General features: G+C 70.5%; 20 protein-coding genes, 2 pseudogenes and 1 riboswitch. Of the genes and pseudogenes, 8 read left to right on the top strand and 14 right to left on the bottom strand.

The genetic code is table 11. The annotated features are described in order from the left end of the window. Nucleotides 1-126 precede the first annotated feature (126 nt). Together HCN08_RS33325 and HCN08_RS33320 are read right to left on the bottom strand one after the other, a co-directional pair. The gene (locus HCN08_RS33325) at nucleotides 127-897 is read right to left on the bottom strand and encodes a hypothetical protein (protein ID WP_167987070.1); all 771 of its coding nucleotides are present in this window, start codon (nucleotides 895-897) and stop codon (nucleotides 127-129) included. Nucleotides 898-1104: 207 nt separating this feature from the next. Continuing rightward, entirely contained in the window at nucleotides 1105-2676 is a 1572-nt protein-coding gene (locus tag HCN08_RS33320; protein ID WP_167987069.1) for an MFS transporter, read from the bottom strand. A gap of 126 nt (nucleotides 2677-2802) precedes the next feature. Between HCN08_RS33320 and HCN08_RS33315 the strand changes: the two genes are divergently transcribed. Then, entirely contained in the window at nucleotides 2803-3519 is a 717-nt protein-coding gene (locus tag HCN08_RS33315) for a TetR/AcrR family transcriptional regulator (protein ID WP_167987068.1), read from the top strand. A 65-nt stretch (nucleotides 3520-3584) separates the two neighbouring features. Here the strand turns inward: HCN08_RS33315 and HCN08_RS36800 are convergent, their stop codons facing one another. Together HCN08_RS36800 and HCN08_RS33305 are read right to left on the bottom strand one after the other, a co-directional pair. Next, nucleotides 3585-4655: a GH25 family lysozyme gene (locus HCN08_RS36800; RefSeq protein WP_167987067.1), complete on the bottom strand. Its 1071-nt coding sequence runs from the start codon at nucleotides 4653-4655 to the stop codon at nucleotides 3585-3587. After that, the gene (locus HCN08_RS33305; RefSeq protein ID WP_167987066.1) at nucleotides 4652-5494 is read right to left on the bottom strand and encodes a CHAP domain-containing protein; all 843 of its coding nucleotides are present in this window, start codon (nucleotides 5492-5494) and stop codon (nucleotides 4652-4654) included. Before HCN08_RS33305 ends, HCN08_RS36800 begins: the two co-directional genes overlap by 4 nt. Nucleotides 5495-6227: 733 nt before the next feature. On the opposite strand from HCN08_RS33305, the gene HCN08_RS33300 reads away from it, so the two are divergent. After that, nucleotides 6228-6488, top strand: a complete 261-nt coding sequence (locus tag HCN08_RS33300) for an adenine nucleotide alpha hydrolase family protein (RefSeq protein ID WP_167987065.1) — start codon at nucleotides 6228-6230, stop codon at nucleotides 6486-6488. A 96-nt stretch (nucleotides 6489-6584) separates the two neighbouring features. Further along, nucleotides 6585-7064: pseudogene (locus HCN08_RS33295) on the top strand (inorganic diphosphatase); the annotation flags it as partial. Here the strand turns inward: HCN08_RS33295 and ettA are convergent. Further along, a pseudogene (gene ettA / locus HCN08_RS33290) lies at nucleotides 7056-8725 on the bottom strand (energy-dependent translational throttle protein EttA). The pseudogenes HCN08_RS33295 and ettA sit on opposite strands and share 9 nt — an antisense overlap. 23 nt (nucleotides 8726-8748) lie before the next feature. Continuing rightward, a riboswitch (Fluoride riboswitch) is annotated at nucleotides 8749-8812 on the bottom strand. Nucleotides 8813-9433: 621 nt separating this feature from the next. Here ettA and HCN08_RS33285 point away from each other — a divergent pair. Continuing rightward, on the top strand, nucleotides 9434-10759 hold the full coding sequence (locus tag HCN08_RS33285) for a PP2C family protein-serine/threonine phosphatase (RefSeq protein WP_167987082.1): 1326 nt from the start codon (nucleotides 9434-9436) through the stop codon (nucleotides 10757-10759). 337 nt (nucleotides 10760-11096) lie between these two features. On the opposite strand, the gene HCN08_RS33280 is transcribed toward HCN08_RS33285, so the two are convergent. Both HCN08_RS33280 and HCN08_RS33275 read right to left on the bottom strand, forming a co-directional pair. Beyond that, a complete protein-coding gene (locus HCN08_RS33280; protein ID WP_322974831.1) occupies nucleotides 11097-12338 on the bottom strand; it encodes an MFS transporter in 1242 nt (413 codons plus the stop codon). Next, complete coding sequence (locus HCN08_RS33275) at nucleotides 12335-12559, bottom strand: hypothetical protein (protein WP_167987064.1); 225 nt, start codon at nucleotides 12557-12559, stop codon at nucleotides 12335-12337. Before HCN08_RS33275 ends, HCN08_RS33280 begins: the two co-directional genes overlap by 4 nt. A gap of 404 nt (nucleotides 12560-12963) precedes the next feature. On the opposite strand from HCN08_RS33275, the gene HCN08_RS33270 reads away from it, so the two are divergent. Continuing rightward, entirely contained in the window at nucleotides 12964-13503 is a 540-nt protein-coding gene (locus HCN08_RS33270; RefSeq protein ID WP_206319552.1) for a Chromate resistance protein ChrB, read from the top strand. Between the two features lie 972 nt (nucleotides 13504-14475). On the opposite strand, the gene HCN08_RS33265 is transcribed toward HCN08_RS33270, so the two are convergent. The 4 genes from HCN08_RS33265 to HCN08_RS37085 all read right to left on the bottom strand — a co-directional run bounded on the left by HCN08_RS33265 (nucleotide 14476) and on the right by HCN08_RS37085 (nucleotide 17024). Next, nucleotides 14476-14739: a Txe/YoeB family addiction module toxin gene (locus tag HCN08_RS33265; RefSeq protein WP_167987062.1), complete on the bottom strand. Its 264-nt coding sequence runs from the start codon at nucleotides 14737-14739 to the stop codon at nucleotides 14476-14478. Continuing rightward, on the bottom strand, nucleotides 14736-15026 hold the full coding sequence (locus HCN08_RS33260; RefSeq protein WP_167987061.1) for a type II toxin-antitoxin system Phd/YefM family antitoxin: 291 nt from the start codon (nucleotides 15024-15026) through the stop codon (nucleotides 14736-14738). Before HCN08_RS33260 ends, HCN08_RS33265 begins: the two co-directional genes overlap by 4 nt. Nucleotides 15027-15214: 188 nt before the next feature. Then, a complete protein-coding gene (locus HCN08_RS33255; RefSeq protein WP_167987060.1) occupies nucleotides 15215-15799 on the bottom strand; it encodes a hypothetical protein in 585 nt (194 codons plus the stop codon). Between the two features lie 161 nt (nucleotides 15800-15960). Next, a protein-coding gene (locus tag HCN08_RS37085; protein WP_456319016.1) for an IS630 family transposase occupies nucleotides 15961-17024 on the bottom strand; the annotation gives its coding sequence in 2 pieces (ribosomal slippage) (nucleotides 15961-16578 and nucleotides 16581-17024; 1062 coding nt in all). A 322-nt stretch (nucleotides 17025-17346) separates the two neighbouring features. Here HCN08_RS37085 and HCN08_RS33240 point away from each other — a divergent pair. Beyond that, on the top strand, nucleotides 17347-18090 hold the full coding sequence (locus tag HCN08_RS33240; protein ID WP_167987057.1) for a DUF2637 domain-containing protein: 744 nt from the start codon (nucleotides 17347-17349) through the stop codon (nucleotides 18088-18090). Nucleotides 18091-18307: 217 nt separating this feature from the next. Next, on the top strand, nucleotides 18308-19021 hold the full coding sequence (locus HCN08_RS33235; protein WP_167987056.1) for a ricin-type beta-trefoil lectin domain protein: 714 nt from the start codon (nucleotides 18308-18310) through the stop codon (nucleotides 19019-19021). Nucleotides 19022-19107: 86 nt separating this feature from the next. Here HCN08_RS33235 and HCN08_RS33230 read toward each other — a convergent pair whose 3' ends face one another. From HCN08_RS33230 to HCN08_RS33220, 3 genes are all read right to left on the bottom strand, one after another. After that, the gene (locus tag HCN08_RS33230) at nucleotides 19108-19965 is read right to left on the bottom strand and encodes an aldo/keto reductase (protein WP_167987055.1); all 858 of its coding nucleotides are present in this window, start codon (nucleotides 19963-19965) and stop codon (nucleotides 19108-19110) included. Then, nucleotides 19962-20132, bottom strand: a complete 171-nt coding sequence (locus HCN08_RS33225) for a hypothetical protein (RefSeq protein WP_240970697.1) — start codon at nucleotides 20130-20132, stop codon at nucleotides 19962-19964. The genes HCN08_RS33230 and HCN08_RS33225 overlap by 4 nt, the downstream gene beginning before the upstream one ends. 406 nt (nucleotides 20133-20538) lie before the next feature. Next, nucleotides 20539-22071, bottom strand: a complete 1533-nt coding sequence (locus HCN08_RS33220; RefSeq protein ID WP_206319551.1) for a vanadium-dependent haloperoxidase — start codon at nucleotides 22069-22071, stop codon at nucleotides 20539-20541. Between the two features lie 205 nt (nucleotides 22072-22276). Here HCN08_RS33220 and HCN08_RS33215 point away from each other — a divergent pair, with 205 nt between their 5' ends. Continuing rightward, nucleotides 22277-22549, top strand: a complete 273-nt coding sequence (locus HCN08_RS33215; RefSeq protein ID WP_167987053.1) for a hypothetical protein — start codon at nucleotides 22277-22279, stop codon at nucleotides 22547-22549. Nucleotides 22550-22797 lie beyond the last annotated feature (248 nt).

Raw genomic sequence — 22797 nt, 5'->3', positions numbered from 1 at the left:
AGGGGGAGATGGCCGACCGGACACGGATCGGACGCGCGGGGCGGTACGTGGCGGGATGCGCCGCGCGCGATGGGGCCCGGTCCTGGTCCGGGCCGGGATCCGGGACCGGGCCCCACCGCGCGGCTGTCAGCTCTCGACGGTGAACTGGTAGACCACCGGCGCCGAGTCGGCCACCGCGGCGTTGTCGCTCGACGCGGTGACGGCGAACGTGTAGACGCCGGCGTGGCTGAAGGTCCAGTCGAAGTGGTGGTGGATCGGCTCGGTCGCGCTGCCGCCGAGGTCGAAGGTGAGCCCCCACTCATCGGCGCCCAGCACGTCGGCGCTCGGGATGTCCGAGGCCCCGCCGGCCGGGGCGCTCACCAACGAGATGTCGAACGTGATGTGGTCCGTCGTGCTCAGGCCGTTGAACAGGCTGTACGCCACGTCCGGGCCCGACGTGCCGTGCGCCGGCAGGTCCTCGCCTGTGCCGGCTATGCCGAGGTAGAGGATCGGGTCGGTGCCGAAGCTCGGCGGCTCGTCCGCGGGCAGCACCCAGGTGTCCGGGTACGCGGTCGGCTCGTAGTCGAAGTTCGCCGCCGGCACGGTGAAGTCGTACTCCGGGGTGCCGTGGGAGGCGTCCACCTCCGAGCCGGGGTAGTAGCCGGCCTCGAAGCCGGACCCGGGCAGGTAGTCGTCCTCGTCCACGTTGCTCCCGAGGACCAGTTGGTCGCCGTCCTCGTTCAGCGCGACGTGCAGGCCGTCGACGTGGCCGATGTCGATGGTGCCGGCCGTGCCCGCCGCCTGGGCGGGGCCGGTGGCCAGGGTGAGCAGCAGGACGCTGCCGCCCGCGATCGCGCCGAGGAGCGTCGCGTGCCGGCGGCTGCGTGCTCCGCGCGTCCTGCCGAGAGCGGTTTTCATGGGTCGTCCCTTTCGGTCCTGAGGACGTGAACGTCCGGATGGCGGATGACTCCTGGCGGCGCGTCCGGAACCGGCAGCCCGTCACCGCTGCCGGACACGCTGGTCGGGGTGTGCCTCGCTGACCCGGCGACCTCCGATACGATAACCGTTTTCATTTCCATTAAGCAAGGGTGTGGATGATGGTGCGGGTGGCCTCGTCGCCGTCGCTCACATGGATGTGGTGCTGCGCCCGCCGGCCGTGCCCGCGCCCCGCGGGCGAGCGCCGGGGGTGAACAGCGCGGCCAGGACCGCGGCGGCGAGCACGAGCAGCGCGGTGACCTGGAACGCCCGGTCGTAGCCGTGCACGATCGCCTGCGGCGTGTCGCCCTGCCCCGAGCCGTGGGAGGTGGCGACGGCGACGGTGGACAGGACCGCCAGGCCGATGCTTCCGCCGCACTGGCGGCTGGTGTTGAGCAGGCCGCTCACGAGTCCGGCTTCGTGGTGCGCCACACCGGAGGTGCCCATGGTGGTGTTGGCCACCACGCTGGCGCCGATGCCGATCGAGGCCAGCACGGAGGGCAGCAGGAAGCCGGACAGGAACGTCGAGCCGGCGTGCAACCGGCTGAACAGCAGCATGCCGACCGCGCCGAGCACGAGACCGCAGGAGATGGTGGTACGGCCGCCGAAGCGGGCGGCGGCGACGCTGCTGAACCGGGCGCCGACGACGATGCCGAAGCAGAAGGGGAGGAACGCCGCACCGGCTTTGACGGGGCTGTAGTGCAGGACGCCCTGGAGGAACAGCGAGGTGAAGTAGAACCCGGCCACGGTGGCGGCGCCGATGAACACGACCACCGCGTTGGCGACCCAGACGGTGCGCACGGCGAAGATGCCCAGCCGGACCAGCGGCTCCCGGGTGCCCCACCGCTCCCACGCCAGGAACGCGGCGACGAGGGCGGCGGCGGATACGAGCCCGGCGAGGGTGCCGCGAGAGGTCCAGCCGTGTTCGCCGGCCTGCACCATGGCGTAGACCAGCAACGTGATGCCGCCCGTGCCCAGCAGCGCCCCCGGCACGTCGAGCCGCCGCCGTACGAGCAAGCGGGTCCCGCTGATGCTCCGCAGGGCGAGGGGCGCGGCGACGGCCACGATGGGCACGTTGACGAACAGCACCCAGCGCCAGTCCAGCAGGTCGGTGAGCAGCCCGCCGAGCAGCACCCCGAGCGCGCTGCCGCCGGCGGCGACCATCGCCCAGATGCCGACCGCGCGGTTGCGGACCGGCCCCTCGGGAAAGGTCACCATGATCACCGTCAGGCTCACCGGGGCCAGTACCGCGCCGGCCAGGCCCTGTCCGGCGCGCGCCGCTATCAGCTCCCCCGGGCTTTGCGCCAGCCCGCCCAGGACCGAGGCGAGAGCGAACAGGCCGAGGCCGGCCAGCATCGCCCGGCGATGGCCGACCAGGTCCGCGATGCGCCCGCCGAAGAGGAGCAGCCCGCCGAAGACGAGGGTGTAGGCGTTCACGACCCACGACAACGACCCTTGCGAGAAGCCGAGATCGGTGGCGATCGACGGCAGGGCGACGTTCACGACGCTGATGTCGAGGACCACCATCGCCTGGCACAGGCACACCGTGGCCAGGACCAGTCCGGCGTGCCGGGGAGTCCCGGCGGGGAGCGGCGCGTCGGCCACCGCGCCGTCCGTGCCCACCGTTTCGGCGCCCGCCTTCGTACGTTCCGGCGGAGGCGCCCCGGGGCCGTCGGGCTCTGCCGGCCTCGACCGGTTCTCCGCGGGCTGCTGGTCGCTCATCGGACCTCCACTCGGCTCACTCGCGCTCACGCTCACGCTCGCGATGCGTACGTTGTTCGCGTAAGGTAAACCTTACTTCCGGGGCGTGTCGAGAGGCGCAGCTCGGGCAGGTGACACCATGGGACGATGCGACATGCTGTGACCGCCGGCGCCGGCCCCGCAGCCGATGCCCACGACGAGCCGGCCGCCGGCAGGTACGGGCGGCGCCGGCCGCGACCGGGGCTGACCCCGGCGGCGATCGCCACCGCGGGCCGGCGGCTGATCGAGGAAGAGGGCCTGGAGGCGCTGACGATGCGGGCGGTCGCGGCGGAGCTGAACACCGCGCCGGCCTCGCTGTACCGGCACGTCGCCGACCGGGACGCGCTGCTCCTGGCGATCCTGGAGCAGATCGCCGAAGGCCTCCCCGTCAAGGTGCCCGGCCGCACGCCCCGAGCGCGGCTGCGCCGCCGCTGGCTGTCGGCGCACGCCTATATGGCCGACCACGTGTGGGTCCTGCACATCCTCATCCGCGGTGAGATGGTCGCGGAGACCGCCTTCGCGTTCACCGACGCCTGCCTGGCCGACTTCCTCGCCGCCGGGCTGTCACCGGCCCGGGCGATGCGCGCCTTCAACGGCTGCTGGCACCTGACCATCGGCGAGCTGCTCGACAGCCATCCCTTGCAGTCGCCCCGGCAGCCCACCCAGAGGCAGCAGGCGGTCGCCCGCATCGCCCCGGACCGGCTCCCCGCCCTGGCCCGCGTGGCCGCGGCCCAGCCGCCGGGCGGACGCCGCCGGGACGAATTCCCCGGCGTCCTCGACGTATTGCTGTCCGGCCTCCTCGCCGAGGGCCACGACGGCGCATAGCCCTCGGGGGCGCTCCGCCGCCGTGGCGGACCCGCGCGGGTCCGCCACGGACGGCTCGCCGGGGGTCAGTTGTCGGCGAGGGACGCGAGGGAGGCGGTGGTGCCGTGGTAGGAGTCGGGCAGTGCGCCCACCCCGCCCGGCACCGTGGTGTAGGGGCCGGTCTGGGTGAAGGTGTAGGTGCTCCAGCCGAGCGAGGCGGCAACGGCCTGCGGCTGGCCGTTCCATGACGGCGCGACCAGTTTCAGGCTGTGCAGCGGCCCGGTGTCCAGGCCGCAACTGCCGGTCATGTCGGCGTTGGTGTAGATCATCGGCGGCGCGCCGGTCCGGCTCGTCACCGTGGACACGAAGTCCGCGACCCGGGCGTTCAGCGTGCTCGACGCGCTGTCGGCGATCCAGCAGAACGGCAGCGCCAGCCGGGTGGAGTCGCAGTTGCTCTCCCGCTGGCTCGGCGGGAGGTCACCGGAGCAGTAGTTCGGCTCCAGGTCCGCCATGACCGGCAGGGTCCGCTTGTCCGGCACCCGGTAACCGACGCCGGCCAGCACGTCGGCCAGGTAGTTCGCCTGCGAGGCGCCGTTGTCGCGCGGGTCGAAGAAGTGGTACGCCTGGATGATCATCTTGCCCTTGGCCGCGGCGACCCGTTCGGCGAATCTGCTGTCCGTGAGGTAATCGCCCTGGCTCGCCTTGAAGTCGGCGAATCCGTAACGCTGCGCCGCGGCGGTGAAGTCGACGGTGCCGGGATTGAGCCCCGACATGTCGAACCCGTCGGTGTTCACCGGCGCGCTGGCCCCGGGCGGTGTACTGCCGCCGCAGCGCGGGAGGTCGGGGTCAAAGCCGTCGTACCCGGTGTAGAGGTAGGCGTCGGTCGCATACCCGCCGTAAGCGGGCAAGTGGTCCCAGACACTCGTGCCGTTGACCGTGGGCCCGGTGGTCTGGCAGTCGATCGTGACCGACTGACCGGCCGCGAGCGAAGCCACAACGGTGGCGGTGGTGGAGGCCGAGGCGCGGACGTTGAGATTGTCGCCGTCGGTACCCCAGACATACGCGCCGACCGACGCCGACGCCGGGACCGCCGGCGCGAGGAGGACGAGGAACACGGCGGACGCCGCCGCCAGCAGGGCGCGCTTCACCGCGATCACGCCGGGTGGGCGTAGCCGTAGACGACACCGACGTCCGAGCGGGGCACCGTCGGGTCGAAGGCGGCGGGCGCGTAGACCTGGCTGACGCCGCCGAGCCAGTAGTTGCCCTCGACCGTGTTGATCGTGCCGTTGCCGTTCACGGACTTGACGATCCCGACGTGCACGCTCGGCACGTAACTGCCGCTCTGCGGCTGCGGTCCGTCGCCGAAGAACACCGCGTCGCCCGGCTTCATCCCGGAGGTGCCGTAGTGCGCCTGCCCGCGGTTGAGGCTCCAGTAGAACAGGTCGCCGCTGTAGATGTCGTAGGGCGCGGGTACGCCGTTCTGCCGCCAGACCCATGTCACGAACAGCGAGCACCAGTTGGTGTCGGAGCTGACGCCCGCAGCGCCGGTGTACTTACCGGGGCCGTTGCCCACCTGCGCCTGCGCGGTGGAGACCACCGCCGCGCCCGTACCGCTCGGCGGTGTACTGCCCCCGCAGCGCGGAAGGCCGGGGTCGAAGCCGTCGTACCCGGTGTAGAGGTAGGCGTCGGTGGCATACCCGCCGTAAGCGGGCAAGTGGTCCCAGACACTCGTGCCGTTGACCGTGGGCCCGGTGGTCTGGCAGTCGATCGTGACCGACTGACCGGCCGCGAGCGAAGCCACGACCGCGGCGGTGGTGGAAGCCGAGGCCCGGACGTTGAGATTGTCGCCGTCGGTACCCCAGACATACGCGCCGACCGACGCCGACGCCGAGAGCGCCGGCACGACGGCGATTCCCGCGACAACCGCCGCGACGACCGCCAGTTGGGCGGCGATCCGGCGGAAACGTCTCCCGAGGGTGGTGGATGAGACGGACACGGATTTCCCTTTCTGGTGGGGGGAGAACCGGTAACGCCCCTTGCTAGCACGGCAGCTGACGCTCCGCCAGACCGGCGATGCGGCTGCGGGGCGGTGCGATTGCCGGAAGCGTGGCCATCGCCTGGATCGGCGTCCGGGTGGATATCACCTGAGGTCAGGGCAGACCGTACGGGAGCCCGGGGTACGCGCCGGCGATGGCCAGGAGGCGGTTGAAGGTGGCGGTCCGCTCGCCCCCGGCGAGGCGGCCGGCTGGGCGGAGGGTCCGCAGGGCGAGACGCTGTACGTGCTGCTGCTGGCCGCCGGGAGGCTGCCCGTACCGCCTGGTCGGGGGGCGGCGCCATGAGCGGGCTGATCGGCGCCGCGCTGCTGCTGTTCGCCGCCGCGGCGGCGGTGGACCTGGCACTGCCGTCCGCGCTGCGCGGCCGTGCCTTTGCCGGGCTGCCGTATCTGCTGTCGGCCGCCGGTTGCGGCTGCCTCGCGGCGGTCGGGGCCGCGGCGCTGCGCACCGATGCCGCCGTGCCCGCCTTGGGGTTCGGGGGGTGGCTGGGATTCGGCGGGAGCGGCTTGGTGGTGGACCGGCTGTCCGGGCTGTTCTGGCTGCTCACCTTCGCGGTGGGGGTCGCCGCCTGCCTCACGGCCGCGGGCTGGGCGCCCCGGCGCGCGGACCGCCGGGGAGCACCGCCGCGACACCGGCGCACAGCGGCAGTGGCTCGCGGACCGCTACCGGGAGGCCGTGGCCACCGCGGGCGAGCGCGGCGCGCGGGTCCGGCTGGAATGGGGCGAGCACACCGACATCCCCGGCGACCTGCGCGCGTGCGCCACCGGACACGGCTGCGACCTGATCGTCGTCGGCCGGCACGGCGAGGACGGCGGGCTGCGCGCCGCCGGCCCCGGACCGGTCGCCCGCGCGCTCGCCCTGGCACCCGACGCCGACCTGCCCGTGCTCCTCGTGGGCCCCCTGGCCGCTGAGCCGGTCGCCGCATGCGACCGCTGAACGCCGGTCCGGCCGCCGGCGCCGTACGTCCTGCGCCCTTTTCGGCAGCGAGGGCCGTCGTCAGGTCGCCTCACCTCACAACTCAGGAGAGTTTCCATGGAATTCGACATGATCGTGGAGATCCCGAAGGGGTCGCGGAACAAGTACGAGATGGACCACGCACTGCACCGGATCCGACTCGACCGCGTGCTGTTCACCTCGACGGAGTACCCGGCCGACTACGGCTACGTGGACGGGACGCTCGGCCGCGACGGGGACCCGCTGGACGCCCTGGTCCTTACCGGCGAGCCGACATTTCCCGGCTGCGTGATCGAGTGCCGGGCCGTCGGCATGTTCTGCATGGCCGACGAGCACGGCCCCGACGAGAAGGTGCTGTGTGTGCCGGCGCACGACCCACGCTACGAGGACCTGCGGAACATCGCGGACGTCCCGGCCTACCAGCGGCTGGAGATCACCCACTTCTTCGAGGTCTACAAGGACCTGAAGCCCGGCACGTCCGTCGAAGGCTCCCACTGGGAGGGCCGGGAGCGGACCTACGAGGAGATCGGGGCCGCCCGCAGACGGGAATCAGTCGCGGACGAGGCGGCGGTGGGCGGCCCGGTGGCGGCCCAGCGCGTCCGGGCCGAGGCGGTGGAGCCGGTCGGATGCGTAGTCGGCGAAGTCGCCCTCGAACCAGTGCCAGGACGCGTCGCCTTCCCAGGCCAGGATGTGCGTGGCGGTACGGTCCAGGAACCACCGGTCGTGCGCGGTGACGACGGCGCAGCCGGGGAAGTCGAGCAGGGCCCTCTCCAGCGAGGCCAGGGTCTGCACGTCCAGGTCGTTGGTCGGCTCGTCGAGCAGCAGCAGGTTGCCGCCCTGTTTCAGCGTCAGCGCGAGGTTGAGGCGGCTGCGTTCGCCGCCGGACAGGGCTCCGACACGTTTTTGCTGGTCGGCTCCCTTGAAGCCGAAGAGGGCGACATAGCCGCGGCTGGGCACGTCGGCCGCTCCGAGCCGGACGTGGTCCTCGCCGCCCGATACCGTCTCCCACACCGTCCGGTCGTCGGCCAGCCCGGCGCGGTCCTGGTCGGTGTAGGAGATCCGCACCGTCTCGCCGAGCCGCAGCGTGCCGGAGTCCGGTGCGTCCTCGCCGGCGATCATCCGGAAGAGCGTGGTCTTGCCGACTCCGTTGGGCCCGAGCACACCCACGATATGCCGCCGCGGGGCAGGGAGAAGGTCAGGTCGTCGATCAGCGACCGCCCGCCGAGGCTCTTGGCCACGTGGTCGGCCTCCAGGACCGGGCCGCCCAGCCGGGGCCCCGGCGGGATCCTGATCTCCTCGACGTCCACCGTGCGCCGCCGGCCGGCCTGCTCGGCCAGTTCCTCGTAGCGGCGCAACCGGGCCTTCGACCTGGCCCGGCGGCTTTCGGCGCCGGAGCGCGCCCAGGCCAGCTCCTCCGCCAGCCGCTCGGCGTCCTTGGCGTCCTTGGCGCCTTCGACCGTCAGCCGGGCGGCCTTGGCTTCCAGGTAGGTGGTGTAGTTGCCTTCGTAGGGATGGACGTGGCCGCGGTCGACCTCCAGGATCTGCCGGGCGACGTGGTCGAGGAACCAGCGGTCGTGGGTGACCGCGACGACGGTTCCCGGGTAGCCGGCCAGGTGCTCCTCCAGCCAGTCCGCCGAGTCGGCGTCCAGGTGGTTGGTGGGCTCGTCGAGCAGCAGCAGATCGGGTTGCGCCAGCAGCGTCCTGCACAGCGCGACGCGCCGGCGCTCGCCGCCGGACAGGTCCGCCACCGGTGTGCCGGCCGGCGGGCAGCGCAGGGCGTCCATGGCCTGCTCCAGCCGGGAGCCCAGCTCCCAGGCGCCGGCCTGGTCGAGGGTCTCCTGCAACGCGCCGAGTTCGTCGAGGAGGTCCTGCATCCGCTCGCCGTCCGCGCCTTCGAGGAGGGCGCCGACCTCGTCGTAGCGCCGCATGGCGGCCCGCACCGGGGCGACGGCCTGCTCGACGTTGCCGCTCACGGTCGCGGAGCCGTCGAGCCGGGGCTCCTGCTCCAGGAGGCCCACCGACGTGCCCGGGGCGGCGAAGGCGTCGCCGCCGGCGGGGCGCTCGACGCCGGCCATCACCCGCAGCACGGTCGACTTGCCCGTGCCGTTCGGCCCGACCACGCCGGTCTTCGCGCCGGGCGGCAGGGCCAACGTCACGTCGTCGAGGACGACCCTGCCACCGCGGGCCATCTGTGCCTTGCGCATCGTGTAGACGTACATTCCCGCACCTCCGCGGCCGGCCGTCCTGCGTAGAGGCCATCAGCACGGAATGTGCGGGCAAGGGCGAGCCTCATCGCCCACCACCAGTGTGCGCCGCGGCCGGCGGACCTGCCACCGGCCGGAGCGTTCACCGATGACCTGCTCCGGGGGAGCCGGCGGCGGCCCGGGCGCAGAGGAGCGAACTGACCTACCGGCTCGGTCGTCTCGGTCGTACACGCCAGTTCCCACCGGGCGATAGCCGGAAATTCCCTTTGCGAAGGTCCGACGACTCGGCACGCTCAGCCGTTAGGCTGGAAAAGATTCACGGCGGAGGGGCTCGCCGTCGTCCGCGGTGATTTCGCCGCCAACGGTCCCTACCTTCACAGGTAGGAGAGCCATGCCCCGGACCGCCTCGCTTCAGCCGTCTCGGCAACCCGTCGCTGCGTCTCACATGTCCGACGGGGAAATTTCGAGCGCTGTCACCTGTGCACCTCTTCAGCGGAGATCACTTGCATGCGCCTCAAATCATTGCCGTACTTTCTGGTGTCCGCTCTGCTGTGCGCCCTCGGCGGAGTCGTCACGACAACCGTCCTTACGCTCATGGTGCCCATGTCCGTCAAAGGATTCGTACTCACTGCCGCGGTCATAGGCTCGCTTTCTCGGATCGCCCTCGCCGTTCAGAGGAAAAAATGAGAGCAGCCCCCGAGGGGCGGAATGCGGAGCGTGGCCATGGAGCGCCTTAGCCGTCAGCTGGCAGAAGCACGGCAGGACCTGGAGCGGGCACGGACCCGGCTGCGGATCCTGTCCGAGGCCAGTGGGGCCCTTGCGAGCGTCCTCGACGCCGACGAGGCCATGCGACGCATGGCGCGACTGCTCGTACCCGCCATCGGCGGCGTATGCCTGGTGGACCTTCTCGGCGAGGGCACCGTGCGCAGGGTGGCCTTCGTGCATCAAGATCCGCTCCTTTCGGAATCCGCACAGGAGCATGTGACGGCACCCTGGCCCGACGAATCGGCGGCGCCCCTGGCGAAGGTGCTGCGAGGTGCCGGTCCGCTGGCCGTCGAGAACATCACCGCCGATCACCAGATCGCACTGTCCTCGACGTCCCAACATGCGTTCTTCCGCACGCTGGGAGCGGCACGGGGCTTGATCGTGCCGCTCCGGGCCAGGCACACCGTCCTCGGCGCGCTCACCCTGATCCGGCCTGCGGCTGCGGACCCGTTCGACCAGGAGGACACCTCCTGGGCCGCCGACCTGGGACACCGCGCCGGGCTCGCGCTGGAGAACGCCCGCCTCTACGCCCTCCAGCAACACACGGCCGAGCAGCTCCAGCGATCCCTGCTGCCGGATCTCGGCGGGCTGCAGCACCTGGAGCTGGCCGCACGATACGTGCCGGCCCGGCAAGGAGCCGAAGTCGGCGGCGACTGGTACGACGGCTTCCGGCTTGTCGACGGGTCAACCGCGCTCGCCATCGGTGACGTCGTCGGGCACGACCTCACGGCCGCCGTGAGGATGGGGCAGTTGCGAAATATGCTGCGCGCGCTGGCCTACGACAGCGGGGACTCCCCAGCCGGCGTCATGCAACGCCTGGACCACGCCATGCAGGGCCTCAGTACCACCGAGCTCGTCACCGCTGTGGTCGTCCGCCTGTACGCCCCCGCCACTGGCCCGTGGATCGCCCACTGGAGCAACGCCGGGCACCCGCCTCCCCTCCTCTGCGTCCCGGGCGAAGCAAGCCGCCTGCTGGAAGCCGGGCTCTCCCCCGTGCTCGGCGTCGACCCCGCCTTCACCCGCGACGACGCCACCATCGTCCTCCCGCCCGGATCGACCCTCCTGCTCTACACCGACGGGCTCATCGAACGCCCGGGCGAAGACATCACCCGCGGGCTCGCCCGCCTGCGCCAGCACGGCGCAGGCCTTGCCGGCCTGCCCATCCAGCGGTTCTGCGACGCATTGCTCGAACGCGTCACCGGCGGGCACTTCGACGACATCGCAATCCTCGCCCTGCGCGTGCCCCAGGATTTCCGCACCGGCCATAAACCTGAGGCCATTTGAGAAGACCGCGCGTCCCATGCGGTCCCCGATCGAGGAGAATGCCTGCCCGACCTGCGGCTCCTGTTCGGGGATGTTCACCGCGGAAGACCGCGAACGCGAGGTCTCCCCTGCCCTGCGGGCGTACGCGGCGATGGCGACCAGCGCGGACAAGGGCGCCGTACGGGATGCCCACCGGATGGGCCGACCGGATGGCCTGACGACCGGCCGCCGCTGCAAGCGGGCTCACCCACGGTCTCCCGGCCCCCGCTCGCGCCGCGCCACAGGCCGGCGCTCGGCATTGCCCGTCGCCGCGCGGCGGGCTGCGCGGCCGGAAGCCGACTGCGGTTGCCCGGGCGTTTCAGATGCGTCGTGTGCGGGCGGCGGCCAGCAGCAGAAGCGCCCCAGCCTGGATGGCGAGGGTGACGGTGACCATGGCGGGGATGGAGTAGGCGTACAGGGCGCCGGCGAGGATGCCGCCGGCCAGGGTGCCGACGCCCATGACGGCGGCGAAGAGGCCGTAGGCGGTGGCGCGCCGGGTGGGGGGAACGAGGTCGGCGACGGTGGCGCGCAAGGTGGATTCCTGTACGCCCATGGCTGCGCCCCACGCCAGGGTGCCGAGGACGACCAGGTCGACGGTGTCGGTGAAGGCGAGCAGCGCGGTGGTGGCGGCCAGGAGCGGCAGCACCGTCAGGACATGGGCGCCGTAGCGGTCGTAGGCCCAGCCGGTGGCCAGTGCGGCGAGGGCGTCGGTGCCCATGGCGGCGGCATACAGCACCGGCACCGCGGCGGCGGGCAGCAGATGGCGCTCGATCACGTGGTAGGACAGGACTCCGAAAGTGGCGTAGCCGAGCAGGGTGGCGCCGGTGAAGGCGGCATACGCCCAGAAGGCGCGGGGCAGCCGCTCCCGCCGTACTGGGGCCTCCCCAGCGGGCTGGGGGACGGGCCCGGGTACGGCTTCGCCGGGTTCGTAGGCGGCTGGGTCGGGGACGCGGGCACGCAGCCACACCAGCAGGGCCAGGGCGGCGGCGCCCGGCAGGGCGAGCACGCCGAGTGCGGGAGCGTAGTCGTCACCGGTGGTGGCGAGCACCGCGGCGACGGTGAGCGGGCCGACGAGGGCGCCGATTTGGTCCATGGCCTCATGGACGGCGAAGCCACGGCCGCGGCCGGTGGTGGCGGTGGCGTGGGACAGGAGGGTGTCCTTGGCCGGGGAACGCACAGCCTTGCCTACGCGTTCGGCGATCACCAGGGTGGCGGCCGTCCACAGGGTGCCGGCCAGGCCGAGGACGGGCACGGTGACGATGGTCAGGGCGTATCCGGCGATGGTCCAGGTCCAGAAGCGGCCTGAGCGGTCGGCCAAGGGGCCGGAGGCCAGGCGCAGCACGAGGGCGGCGCCCTCGCCGACGCCGGTGACGATGCCGACGGTCAGCGCAGATGCTCCGAGCGAGGCCAGCAACGGGCCGGTGACCGAGCGGGCTCCCTCGTAGACGAAGTCGACCAGCATGCTGACAGCGCCGAAGGCGATGACGAACCGCCAGGGCCGCATGCCAGACCCCGGCCTCGGGGAGACCGCCGCGGGCTGCGGATCCGTGAGGGGCTTCACGCGGGATCCCCGAGGGCGTCGGGGTCGAGGTCCACCCGTAGGGGCAGGTGGTCCGCGGCAGTCGCGGTGCGGGCGAGGCTCACCGGGTTGCCGAAGCCGGCGACTGCCAGGGTGGCCTGGGCCAACGCGGCCTCGACGATCATCCCGACCGTCGTGCGCCACCGCTTGTCGCTGCGGCCGTCGCGACCGCCGTCGAGCGCGGTGTAGCTCATCACCCGCATGCGAGCACTCCTCTGTCCGGCGGTGGTGCTCCGCCCTGCGGAGCACCGGGGGCCCGTGCCGTTCCAGCACGAAGCTAACAGCGGTTAGGTTTCGAAGTCATAGGCGTTAGATTTTTGGCGTGACGGACTTTGCATCAGGGTGTGTTCACCAGGCGGTGGCAGCGTCTGTCCGGCTGTCGCGCCACTGCCGCCTGCGTCCGGAAAAGACGGTGTGATCAGCCGTGCCGGCGGCGAGTGCCGGCCGGTGGGTACCCTCCGCGCCGGCGTCAGAGGCGTCCAAAGCGCGCATGAGCGGTCCCGGAGGCGTACAGGCGCTGTCCGGGTCGGGGTCGGGGTCGGGTCATGCTGACCGCGCGGTCGGTCGCGCCTCCCGCCCAGAGTGCGTCGGAGGGCAGACTGTGCTGGTGACCGATTCCGTGACCTGGCTGCTGCTGGCCTACCGCGTCCCCAGCGAACCGAGCCGCCTGCGCGCCACTGTATGGCGTCGGTTGAAGGCTCTCGGCGCGATCTACGTGCAGAACTCGGTGGCCGCCCTCCCGGAGGACGCCGCGGCCGAACGCGCCCTGCGCGCCCTGCGCGCCGAGATCGGCACGATGGGTGGCACGGCACAGCTCCTGCGCGCCGATGCCCTGGCCGGCGGCGCGGACCTGGTGGCCGCCTACAACACGGCCCGCGACGAGGAATACGCCGAGATCGTCTCCCGCTGCCACGACTTCCTCGCCGAGATCGACAAGGAGACCGCTGCACGACACTTCACCTATGGCGAGCTGGAGGAGAACGACGAGGACCTGACCAAGCTGCGCAGCTGGTACGACAAAGTCACCACTCGGGACCGGCTCGACGCCTCCGGCCGCGAGGCCGCCGCCAAGATCCTCGACGACTGCGCCACCTCCCTCGACGCCTTCGCCGACGCCGTATACGCCGCCGACACCGACGGGGCCTGACCTACTCCCACGCCCCGGCTTTGCAGCCGGCCATGCCGAACTGCACCAGTTCTCGGCGGCGGTGGCACCGGCGCCACGGCCGGGCAGCGTGATCGCCACGTCCGTCCGAGACCCCGGCACTGCGGCTGGCGGCATCGGCGCCGTGACCAGTCAAGACCGCAGGTTTTGAGACGCACGCACGCGGTCCCGGTGACTGCTCGCCAGCTCGCATACGCGCCTCCTCGATGACCGCGCACGCCGCCGGCCCCTTCGCGGCCGGCCTGCGCGAGAGCTTCAACCGGCTCGAAGCCGACAAGTTGCGGCTCCTGGCCGACATCGAAGCTCTTGACGCAACCGAGGTGGCCACAACGCGAGGGCCCACCCAAGCCGACGCGGACCTTCTGGACGCCGTGCCCTACCTCGCACTGAACCTGGCCAAGGCGCCCGAGCGCCTACTCCGCCCACTGTTCGAGACCATCAGGCTCCGGGTCAACCTCCACCTGGACCCGGACGCAGCGACCATCAGCGTCACCTTGCCCGCCCACATCCTGCCGGACCTGGCGGCAGCCGCCGAAAGGATCAGAGAGACCATGCCCGCAACCGTACCCGACGCCCCCGCGTCAGGCACCGCTAGTGCAGGGTTTTGTGGTGCCCCCAACGGGATTCGAACCCGGCATCGTTACCTAGTTGACCTGCAAGAATGTGGAAGGTTCGGACACTGGGGACGGGTTCCATCCTCCTGGCCCCGTCTCGGTCCGCCTCGATCCGGCTCCCGTGCTGACGTGTCAGCACGGCTCCCGACTTCCCTGCGGAAGCAATGCGCAACCCGGTCTGCCGCCCCCTCGCGTGTGTACGCCACTCAAGGCTTGCCCGGATCGGGCTGTGGGCTCTTCCCCTCAGTACCTCGTTCACGCGCCAGATCGAGGGCGACGCCCGCGAGGCCGTTGGGCAGCCGGTCCGGATGCAGGTCACGGAGCAGATGCGGTGCCTGCGTCAGCGTTCGTAGTGGAAGCGGCAAGCCACGATGTGGATGACGTCGGCCTCGTCGACGCGGTACACGAGCCGGTGCTCGGAGTTGATGCGCCGCGACCAGTAGCCGGACAGGTCGTTCCGCAGTGGTTCGGGCTTGCCGATCCCCGCGTGGCCGTTTCGATCGATGTCGGTGATCAGTTGGTTGATGCGTTTCAGCAGCTTGCGGTCGTTCGCCTGCCACCACAGGTAGTCGCTCCAGGCGTCGTCGAGGAAGAGGACCTTCACGCAGCCCCCTGCCCAGCCCCGTCGTCGGGGTCCACCAGTTCGTGGACCGTTCCTCGGCCCGCCCGGTCCTGCTCGATGGACCTGCGCAGACGCTCGGCCATTGCGGGAGACCGCAGCAGATAGTCGGTCTCCTTAAGGGCCTCGTACTCGGCGAGCGAGACGACGACCATCGGCTCGTGGCCTGCGCGGGTGATGACCAGCTCCTCGGCGTCGTTCTCCACCGCGTCGAGGGCGTCGGCGATGCTGGCGCGCAGTTCGGTGACGCTCATCGTTTTCATAGCGTACATAATAGCGTACAGAGGAGCGGGGGAGGGTTCGCCGGAGGACTGCGGCAGGACCCCGGTGCCGTCCAGCGCGGTCGGGCAGGCGTCGACCCGTACGCCACCCAGGTTCGGGATCACGGGTGCCGGTCCACGGCGTCCCGTGGACGGCTGGGCAGCGGCCGGCGCAGGTGACGGGCCCGCGCGGAGCGGGGTCACCCTGGGACGCGGAGAAACGCGGCCAGTGCCTGCTGGGGAGCGGACAGACTGCCGGGGAAGCAGTCTGCGCCCTCGCGCGGCTTCGGCTCCGGAGCCCCGCCGACCCGTCGTGCGAGGGCGAGCGCGCGCAGATCGCCGCGACAGAGCTCCTCGCGTACGCCGATCAGCTCGGCCAGGATGCCGTCATCCTCCTCGTCGTCCCAGTCGGCTTCTTGTACCCACCAGTCCTCATCGTCCGCGTCGTCATCGCTGACCATTTCGATGACGGTGTGCTCGCCGTGGCGGTGCGCGGACAGGGCGTCCCCGCGGCAGTAGGGGAGGACCACATCAAGGGGGACATGGGCGGTGGGGACCCGGAGGAGCAGTCTGCGGCTGCCCCAGTTGGCGAAGTACAAATGGGCGTCAAAGTACTGTTCGACCAGCGTGACCGGGTTGCCCCGGAAGTCGCCCCACTCGTAGTGGTTGATCATCCGGCTCGCTGTGATCTGGGCGCGTGTTGAGATCTTTCGCAGCTCGTTCTGCTGACGTTGGCTCAGTGGCCGCTCGACTGCGAGGAATTGGTAGTACTGGTACTCGCTCACCTCCACCACGCTACGGACACTCGTCGGATTCGCGTGGATTCGGGCAGGCACAACGAGGCTGAGGCTCTGTAGGGGCCCGGTGACCAGGCCTGAAGGCGCAGCGGAACTTCGCCCGGTTCCACTGCGACTGATCCGTTACTGACTTTCAATGGGTGATGTCGTCATGGTGGGGCGGTCGTGAGCCCTGTGCTGGTGAGGCAGCCGTCGAGGACGTCGTGGCGGTATTGGAGCTGGCGTAAGCCCCGTCGGACGGCTGTGATCAGGTCGTGGGGGTCGGCGAACGCGCGGTTGGCGGTGGTGGTGCGTCGCAGCACCGACCAGATGCTCTCGACGGGGTTGAGGTCGGGTGCATAGGGCGGGAGCTGGTAGACGGTGAGCCAGTCCCGTTCGGCGATGTAGCGGCGCATCCCGGCCGTCAGGTGGGTGTTGAGGTTGTCCCAGACCAGGACTATCGGGCCGCCGAGCTGCTGGTGGGCGGTCTGGATCAGGTCGCGGTAGTCCTTCCAGGAGAAGCTCTTGCGGCCGTCGGGCCGCACGTCCGGGGACGGCCGGTAGATCAGCCGCGAGCGCTCACCGGCCTTGTAGCAGACCAAGGCGGCCACCGATAACCAGCGACGGGAACGGCCTCGTACGCGCACGATCGGTGTGCGGCCGCGGCGGGACCAGGTGCGGGTGGTCGGCGGCGTCATCGAGAAGCCGGCCTCGTCCTCGAAGACCAGCCATGCCCCGAGCGCCGCCGCGGTCATTCCACGTCCGGCCAGGTCTCCTTCACCCACCCGGCTACCGCCGCGTCGTCGCGCTCGACCGCCCGGCGGGCGGGCACCTGACAGCTCCAGCCGTGCCGATTCAGCAGCGCGGCAACACCCTGGACGGTGTAACTCTTGTGGAACCGGCGCCCGATCAGCGTCTTGATCCGCGACAAGGTCCACGTCTGGTCAGGCCAGCCGTGCGCCACCGGCCCTTTGACCAGCTCCAGCTCCAGCACGGCGAACAGCTCGTCGCTCAGCAGCGGCAACGACGCCGGCCCCTTCGAGGCCAGTGCCCTCGGCCCGCCCTGCGACCACGTCTTGCGCCACCGCTGCACCGACCGGACGCTGACCCGCAGATCACGCGCGATGACCGCGTTCTCCTCGCCCCGGGCGAACCGCTCGGCCGCCCCCATCCTCAACTTCTCCCGGAAGACACGCCGCTCATCGGTCAGCCCGCCTCCCTGCGCATACCTCATGCAACCGGCATACCGCGAGGATCAAGAGACGTCAGCCCCCACGACACCATCCTTTGAAGGTCAGTAGCACGGGAACGGCACGGAAGAAGGGGTCCGGCGACCAGGGACTCGACGCCACCCGTCGGCACCGGCGTGCTGACACGCCAGCACCAAAAAATTACCCCCTGGCCGCGTTTCCGCAGGTCAGAGGACAATACTTGGGTGCCCCCAACGGGATTCCGCAGAACCCTGCACCTCCGTCATCCCGTGAACTGATCCTATCCGCGACTGTCGACCTGCCTCGACGGCGCCGGACATCCCGCGGCTCGGAGAGCGACCCGAAATGAGCGGGACAAAGCCACAGCCGGCCATCCAGATCACCGAGCAGCCCGCCGGCCCGGCAGGTCCCTCCTCGGAGCAGTGGCTGCGACGGGCCTGTGCAATCGTGGTGGCGGCGGTCGCCGCCTACGCCTCCTACGAGCACCAGCGGACCTTCGCGCTCCGCGGCGGCGCCGATCCGGCCGGGGCATCGCTGTGGCCCCTGTCAGTCGACGGCCTGCTGGTCCTGGCGACTATCGGGCTACTAAAACCCCACGTCCCCGCCCGCCGCCGCACCCGCTACGCAGTCCGCTCGGCCTTCACCGCAGGCATCGCGGTCTCCCTCGCGGCAAACGTGGCGGCAGCCCCACACCCGGCCTGGCAACCGATACTCGTCGCAGGCTGGCCCCCCGTGGCACTCCTCCTCGCGGTCGAGCTCCTCGCGACAGGCCCCGCGCCGCGAGAGCGCGCCGAAAGTGCTGCGCCGCGCGCGAGAAGCGCCCCGCCGCGCCCCGAGAGCGAGCGAGAGCAAGCCTCCAAGGTCTCGCAGCCTGGCGAGACACGACAGCCGAACGAGTCTCGCCGCACCGCGACACCCCGACCGAGAACCAGCGCGAACGCAGAAGACGCAATGTGGACCTACTTCCAGCAAGAACGCGCGAAGGGTCGCATACCGACAGGCGCAGAACTTGACCGAGCCGTAGGCACCAACAACTACGGCCGCGCAGTCCTCGCCCAATGGCGCCGCACCGGCCGCCTCCCCACTTGACCCCCGCCCGGACGTGAGGGCCATCTGCCACGCGGGTGGCCCGCAGGTACGGCTCGCCACGCCGACCGCCTCGCACAAGCTGAGATAAATACAACGCGGGTGTTTCTTCACCCCAGTTGACAGTCTGTGCTGCCTGGGGAAGCCTGGCGCGGGCCCGCCCACGGTGCGACTCACCTGGCCGGCCCGCCCACTTCGACACTCCTCCCTGGGGGCCTACATGATCCGACGGATCACCGCCGCTTTAGCCACTGTCTTCCTCTCCGTCGTCGCCATGGCCGCAGTGCCGACAGCGGCGCAGGCAGCGGCGCCCGGCCAGTGCACGACGAGCTACGGCGGTCCCGTGGCCTCGGCCACCTGTACCGGCGTGCCTGCCGGGACGACGTGGCAGGCCAACGACTACTGCTTCTATGTGATCGACGGCCAGCCGATCGACTACCGGCGTTACGGCACCGTGGTGACCGGGAACGGCACGTCGAACATCTACTGCGACGCGGGCGACTACGCGACGAACAACGTCCAGGTCAACACGCTGTCCGTGGCCGGACCCCAGGGGCGGCTGGTGGGATACGGCGGCAAGTGCGTCGACGTCGCGGGCGCGTCCACGAAGCCGGCGACCCATGTCCAGATCTACGACTGCAACGGCACCGCGGCCCAGTGGTGGACCATGGCCACCGACGGGACCGTCCGCGCGCTGGGCATGTGCCTGAACGTGGCGCAGGGGTCCGCTGCGAACGGCACGCACGTCGAGAGCTACACCTGTGTCCAGGGCTGGCAGAGCGAACAGTGGACCCAGCAGTCCGACGGTTCCCTGCGGAACACACTCACCGGCAAGTGCCTGGACGACCCCAACTCCAGCACCGCCAACAAGACGTGGCTGCAGATCTACGACTGCAACGGTCACGCCAACCAGAAGTGGGCACTGACTCCCTGACCCCGCTCCCGTCCGGAAGTCCGGCAGAAGCCGTTTCGCCCGTAGGCCGGGAACGCCCGGCCTACGGGCCCGCCCGCTCCCCGGCGTCACCTGCCGCTGTAGACGGGGAAGGCGCTGTGCTCGCCGTAGTCCACGTCCCGCAGGCCGCGCAGGACGTCCATGTCGTCACCGGCGATCTCGAAGTCGACTGCGGCGTTGGAGCGCATGTGGTCGGGGTTGGCCGTCTTGGGCAGCGACACCGTGCCCAGCTGGAGGGTGTAGCGGATGCACAGCTGCGGGACGGACACGCCGTACTTCTCGGCCATCGCCTTGACCTCGGCGTTGTCCATGATCGCCCCGTGCGCGATCGGAGAGTACGCCTCGACGAGGATCTGCTTGTCCTCGCAGTAGGCCAGCAGCTCGGAGGGGGTGTTGCCGGCGTGAACGAGCAGCTGGTTCACGTGCGGGACGACGGTCGCGTCCTGGAGGAGGTTCTCGACGTCGTGCTGCTGGAAGTTGGACACGCCGATGGCCCGGATCTTGCCGGCCTTGTGGGCGTCCTCCAGGGCGCGCCACGCCTCGCGGTTGCCTTCGGTGTAGTCGCCGCCGCGGAAGTCGTCCCACGGCTGCGGGCTGTGGATCAGCATCAGGTCGACGCAGTCCAGGCCCAGCGTGGTGAGGGAGCCGTCGATCGCGGCGACCGCCCGGTCGTAGTCCTTGACCTCCGCGGCAAGCTTGGTCGAGACGAACAGTTCCTCGCGGGGCACTCCCGAGGTGCGCACGCCCTCGCCGACGCCGCGCTCGTTGCCGTACGCCTGCGCGGTGTCGATGTTGCGGTACCCGATCTCCACGGCCGCGCGGACCGCCTCGGCCGCCTGGTCGTCCTCGATGAACCAGGTGCCCAGCCCCAGCTTGGGAATTTCGACACCGCCGGCCAGCGTGTAGGTCTCGTCCAGGACGGTCATGCGTGCGCTCCGTTCATCGGCAGCCTGCCGTACATCTCTTCGGTGACGGGCTCCAGCCATTCATTGCTGACGTCCTCGCGGCAGCCCGGCTCAGAGGAGACGTTACTGACGGGCACGCTTCCCGAGGCAAGCGGAGCCAGGTAGCCCTGGCCGATGAAGTACTGCACAAAGGCATCATGCACCCGGCTGGTTCCACGGTATGCCGGGCCGGGCGCCACGGCAGCCGCCGTGTCCCGCTTCCGGTCGGCTGCCGACGGCGCCAGCGGTCTGCGACATCGAAGAAACCGCAGGTCAAGAGCGCGGAGAAGGGTCTGCTGCGACAGGTACGGACAGGACCCCCACGTCTGCGCCGTCCGGCTTAGTTCGACGCCATGAACTATGGGCCCAGCCCGGCCCGGCCCTCACCGCCGGCAGCGCCGCCCCCGGCACCCCCGACCATGACGCCCGCCTGCCGCCGGCTGCCGGGCACTGCTGTCCGGCACGGCGGAGCGAGGCCGGCGCGGCGGGCCCGGCCTGCTCAGCGGTCAGGACTCGACCGCTCGCCGATCTTCGTTCGGGTGTTCCTCAACCCCCCTACACGTTGCCGTTGACGTGCTTCATCACGAAGTCGTAGCCCAGGTCACCGAACTGCGGGCCGATCTCGTAGCCGATCTCGACCGCGGCCGGGAAGTGGACGCCGCCGTCGATGCGGGCCTGGCCGCAGGCATGGGCGAAGTCCGTCCAGGTGTCGAAGTGGACGGTCAGGTCCTGCGCGGGTGTGATGCCCGGCTCGACCACGGAGGAGCCCTTGGGGAAGGTGAAGTTGAGGTCCACGTTGTCGGTGCCGAGGAAGCGCCGGCAGGCCTGCGCGTGCGCCTCGCACAGCGTGGTGGACACGGACGGGTATTCGGGGTGGTCGGCGACGCTGATGTATTCGGCCCACTGGCTGGCCTTCAGGTTGTGGACGGTGCCCTTGCCCGGGCCACCCCACGCGGTCACATGCCGGTCCCCGTAGATGTGCCTGATCGCACTGAAGGGACGTACGGCGTTGTAGTGGTACTTGTTGTACCAGACCGCGATGGTCGCGTCGAAGCCCGCGATGGCGGTCGCCATGTGCAGCTGCACGAACTGGTCCAGGTTCAGGCCGGCGTTGGCCGCCGCGATGCCGGTGGACTCGCCCAGGGCGAGGAACTTGTCGTTGAAGACCTCGGCCTTGAGCTTGACCAGGTCGTCGAGGTTCGCGGACCGGGCGAGGACCTCGTCGGCCTGTTGCTTGTAACCGCGGGGGTTGCGGTGCGGGTCGCTGTCGGTGGGGGGCTTGACCAGGTACACCGACGGGTCGTCGTACGTGTACGGCTTCATGTCCTTGAACTGCGGGGTGACGAACTGCTGAACGGTGTACAGGCCCGCCCCGTTGGTCTTGATCCTGGGCTGCCACTTGGAGGCGTCGCGCAGTTCGTAGGCGGTGTTGACCGGCTCGAAGCCGGTGTAGTCGCGGTAGCGCTGCCGGTTGTACGGGCCCCAGTCCACGTCGCCCAGCTGGTTGCCGCCGTCGTGGGAGCGGCCGGCGATCACACCCTTGGCCGCCAGGTTGCCGATGCCGATCGGGGTGGTGGTGTTCTCCTGGTCGTCGTCGGGGTCCATGCCGACGCTGGAGACCATCGCGCGCCACTGGGCGTCCGCCTCGGGCAGCAGGAACTGGAAGGTGCGGTAGGAGGCGTAGAGGAGGGCGATGTTCTTGTTGCGGTTGGTGGCGCCCTCGCTTGCGGGCCGGCGGCCGAGGTTGGAGTACACGCCGATACAGGTGGGGTGGTAGGGCGCGATCGCGTCGAACCAGGCGTTCTCCAGGATCGTGGTGACCCGGATGACGAGCGAGGCGTCGCTGCCGGCGAAGTAGTTCAGCATGACCGGGTCGGCCTGGACGGCGACCACGGAGTAGGCGGCGTTGCCGTTGTCCCAGTCGAAGTCGTCCGTCGCGGCGGCGGTTCCGGCGCCCTGCCCCGATGCGGTCCCGCCGGTGGCGTACGCGAGCGACGGGCCCGCGAGCGCCAGCCCGGCGCCCCCGGCCAGGCCCAGGAGCACGGCACGGCGTGACGCGGCGGTTCCCTGCTCAAAATTTCCGAACACCAGAGGTTCCCTTTCTTTCATGTGATGCGGATTCATGTGGCGTGGCCGAAAAAAGTGCACCTCGCGGGCCGAGACCTTCGGCCGGATGAGCAGGCTGTTCCCATCCATCCTCACTTGGTCAAAGCGGCCTGCCGGAGCGTCCCGTCCGCCGCGCCGCAGCGGAATTCTCCGGGCATCCGCGTGGTCGACGTGGAGGATGTGACAAGTGGTGCACAAGATCGCTCCTGCCGCTTCTGAGCAGCCAGCAGCCCACGAGGCGGTCACATACTCCTCGGCGGCGGACACAGATGTCTTCTCTTGGATTGCTCAACACGCAATGAAGGAGGTAGCGAAAATGGCATACAATTACCCTGGGAAACAAACAGCAAATGATGTATATCATTTAGCAAAAGCGCAGAGCGCAACCCGCTTGTGCATGTTTTTCCCTTCACCCTGGCTGCGGACGATCCGACCGGAAATCATCTCTCTGGAATCCTGACCAGAAATCCGGTCGGGAATTCCGTCCGGCCTCGCTTTCATGGCCCGCGCGACGGCGCGCATGCCGCACCCTCGGCATGTCACCAGCCGACGTCGGCTCCCGCCTTGCGGTGGGCCGGAGGTTCGCCGCCGGCTTCGCTGAAGGCCCGCAGCGCCCTGATCAGCCCGGCTCGCTGGCCCTGCGGCATGGCCGCGACGATCCGGGCGATCTCGGCGCGGCGGCGCTCGGTGGCCTGCCGGACGGTGCTG

The organism is Actinacidiphila epipremni (assembly GCF_012034175.1).
Lineage (GTDB): Bacteria > Actinomycetota > Actinomycetes > Streptomycetales > Streptomycetaceae > Actinacidiphila > Actinacidiphila epipremni.
This window is presented reverse-complemented; position numbering and strand designations above follow the sequence as displayed.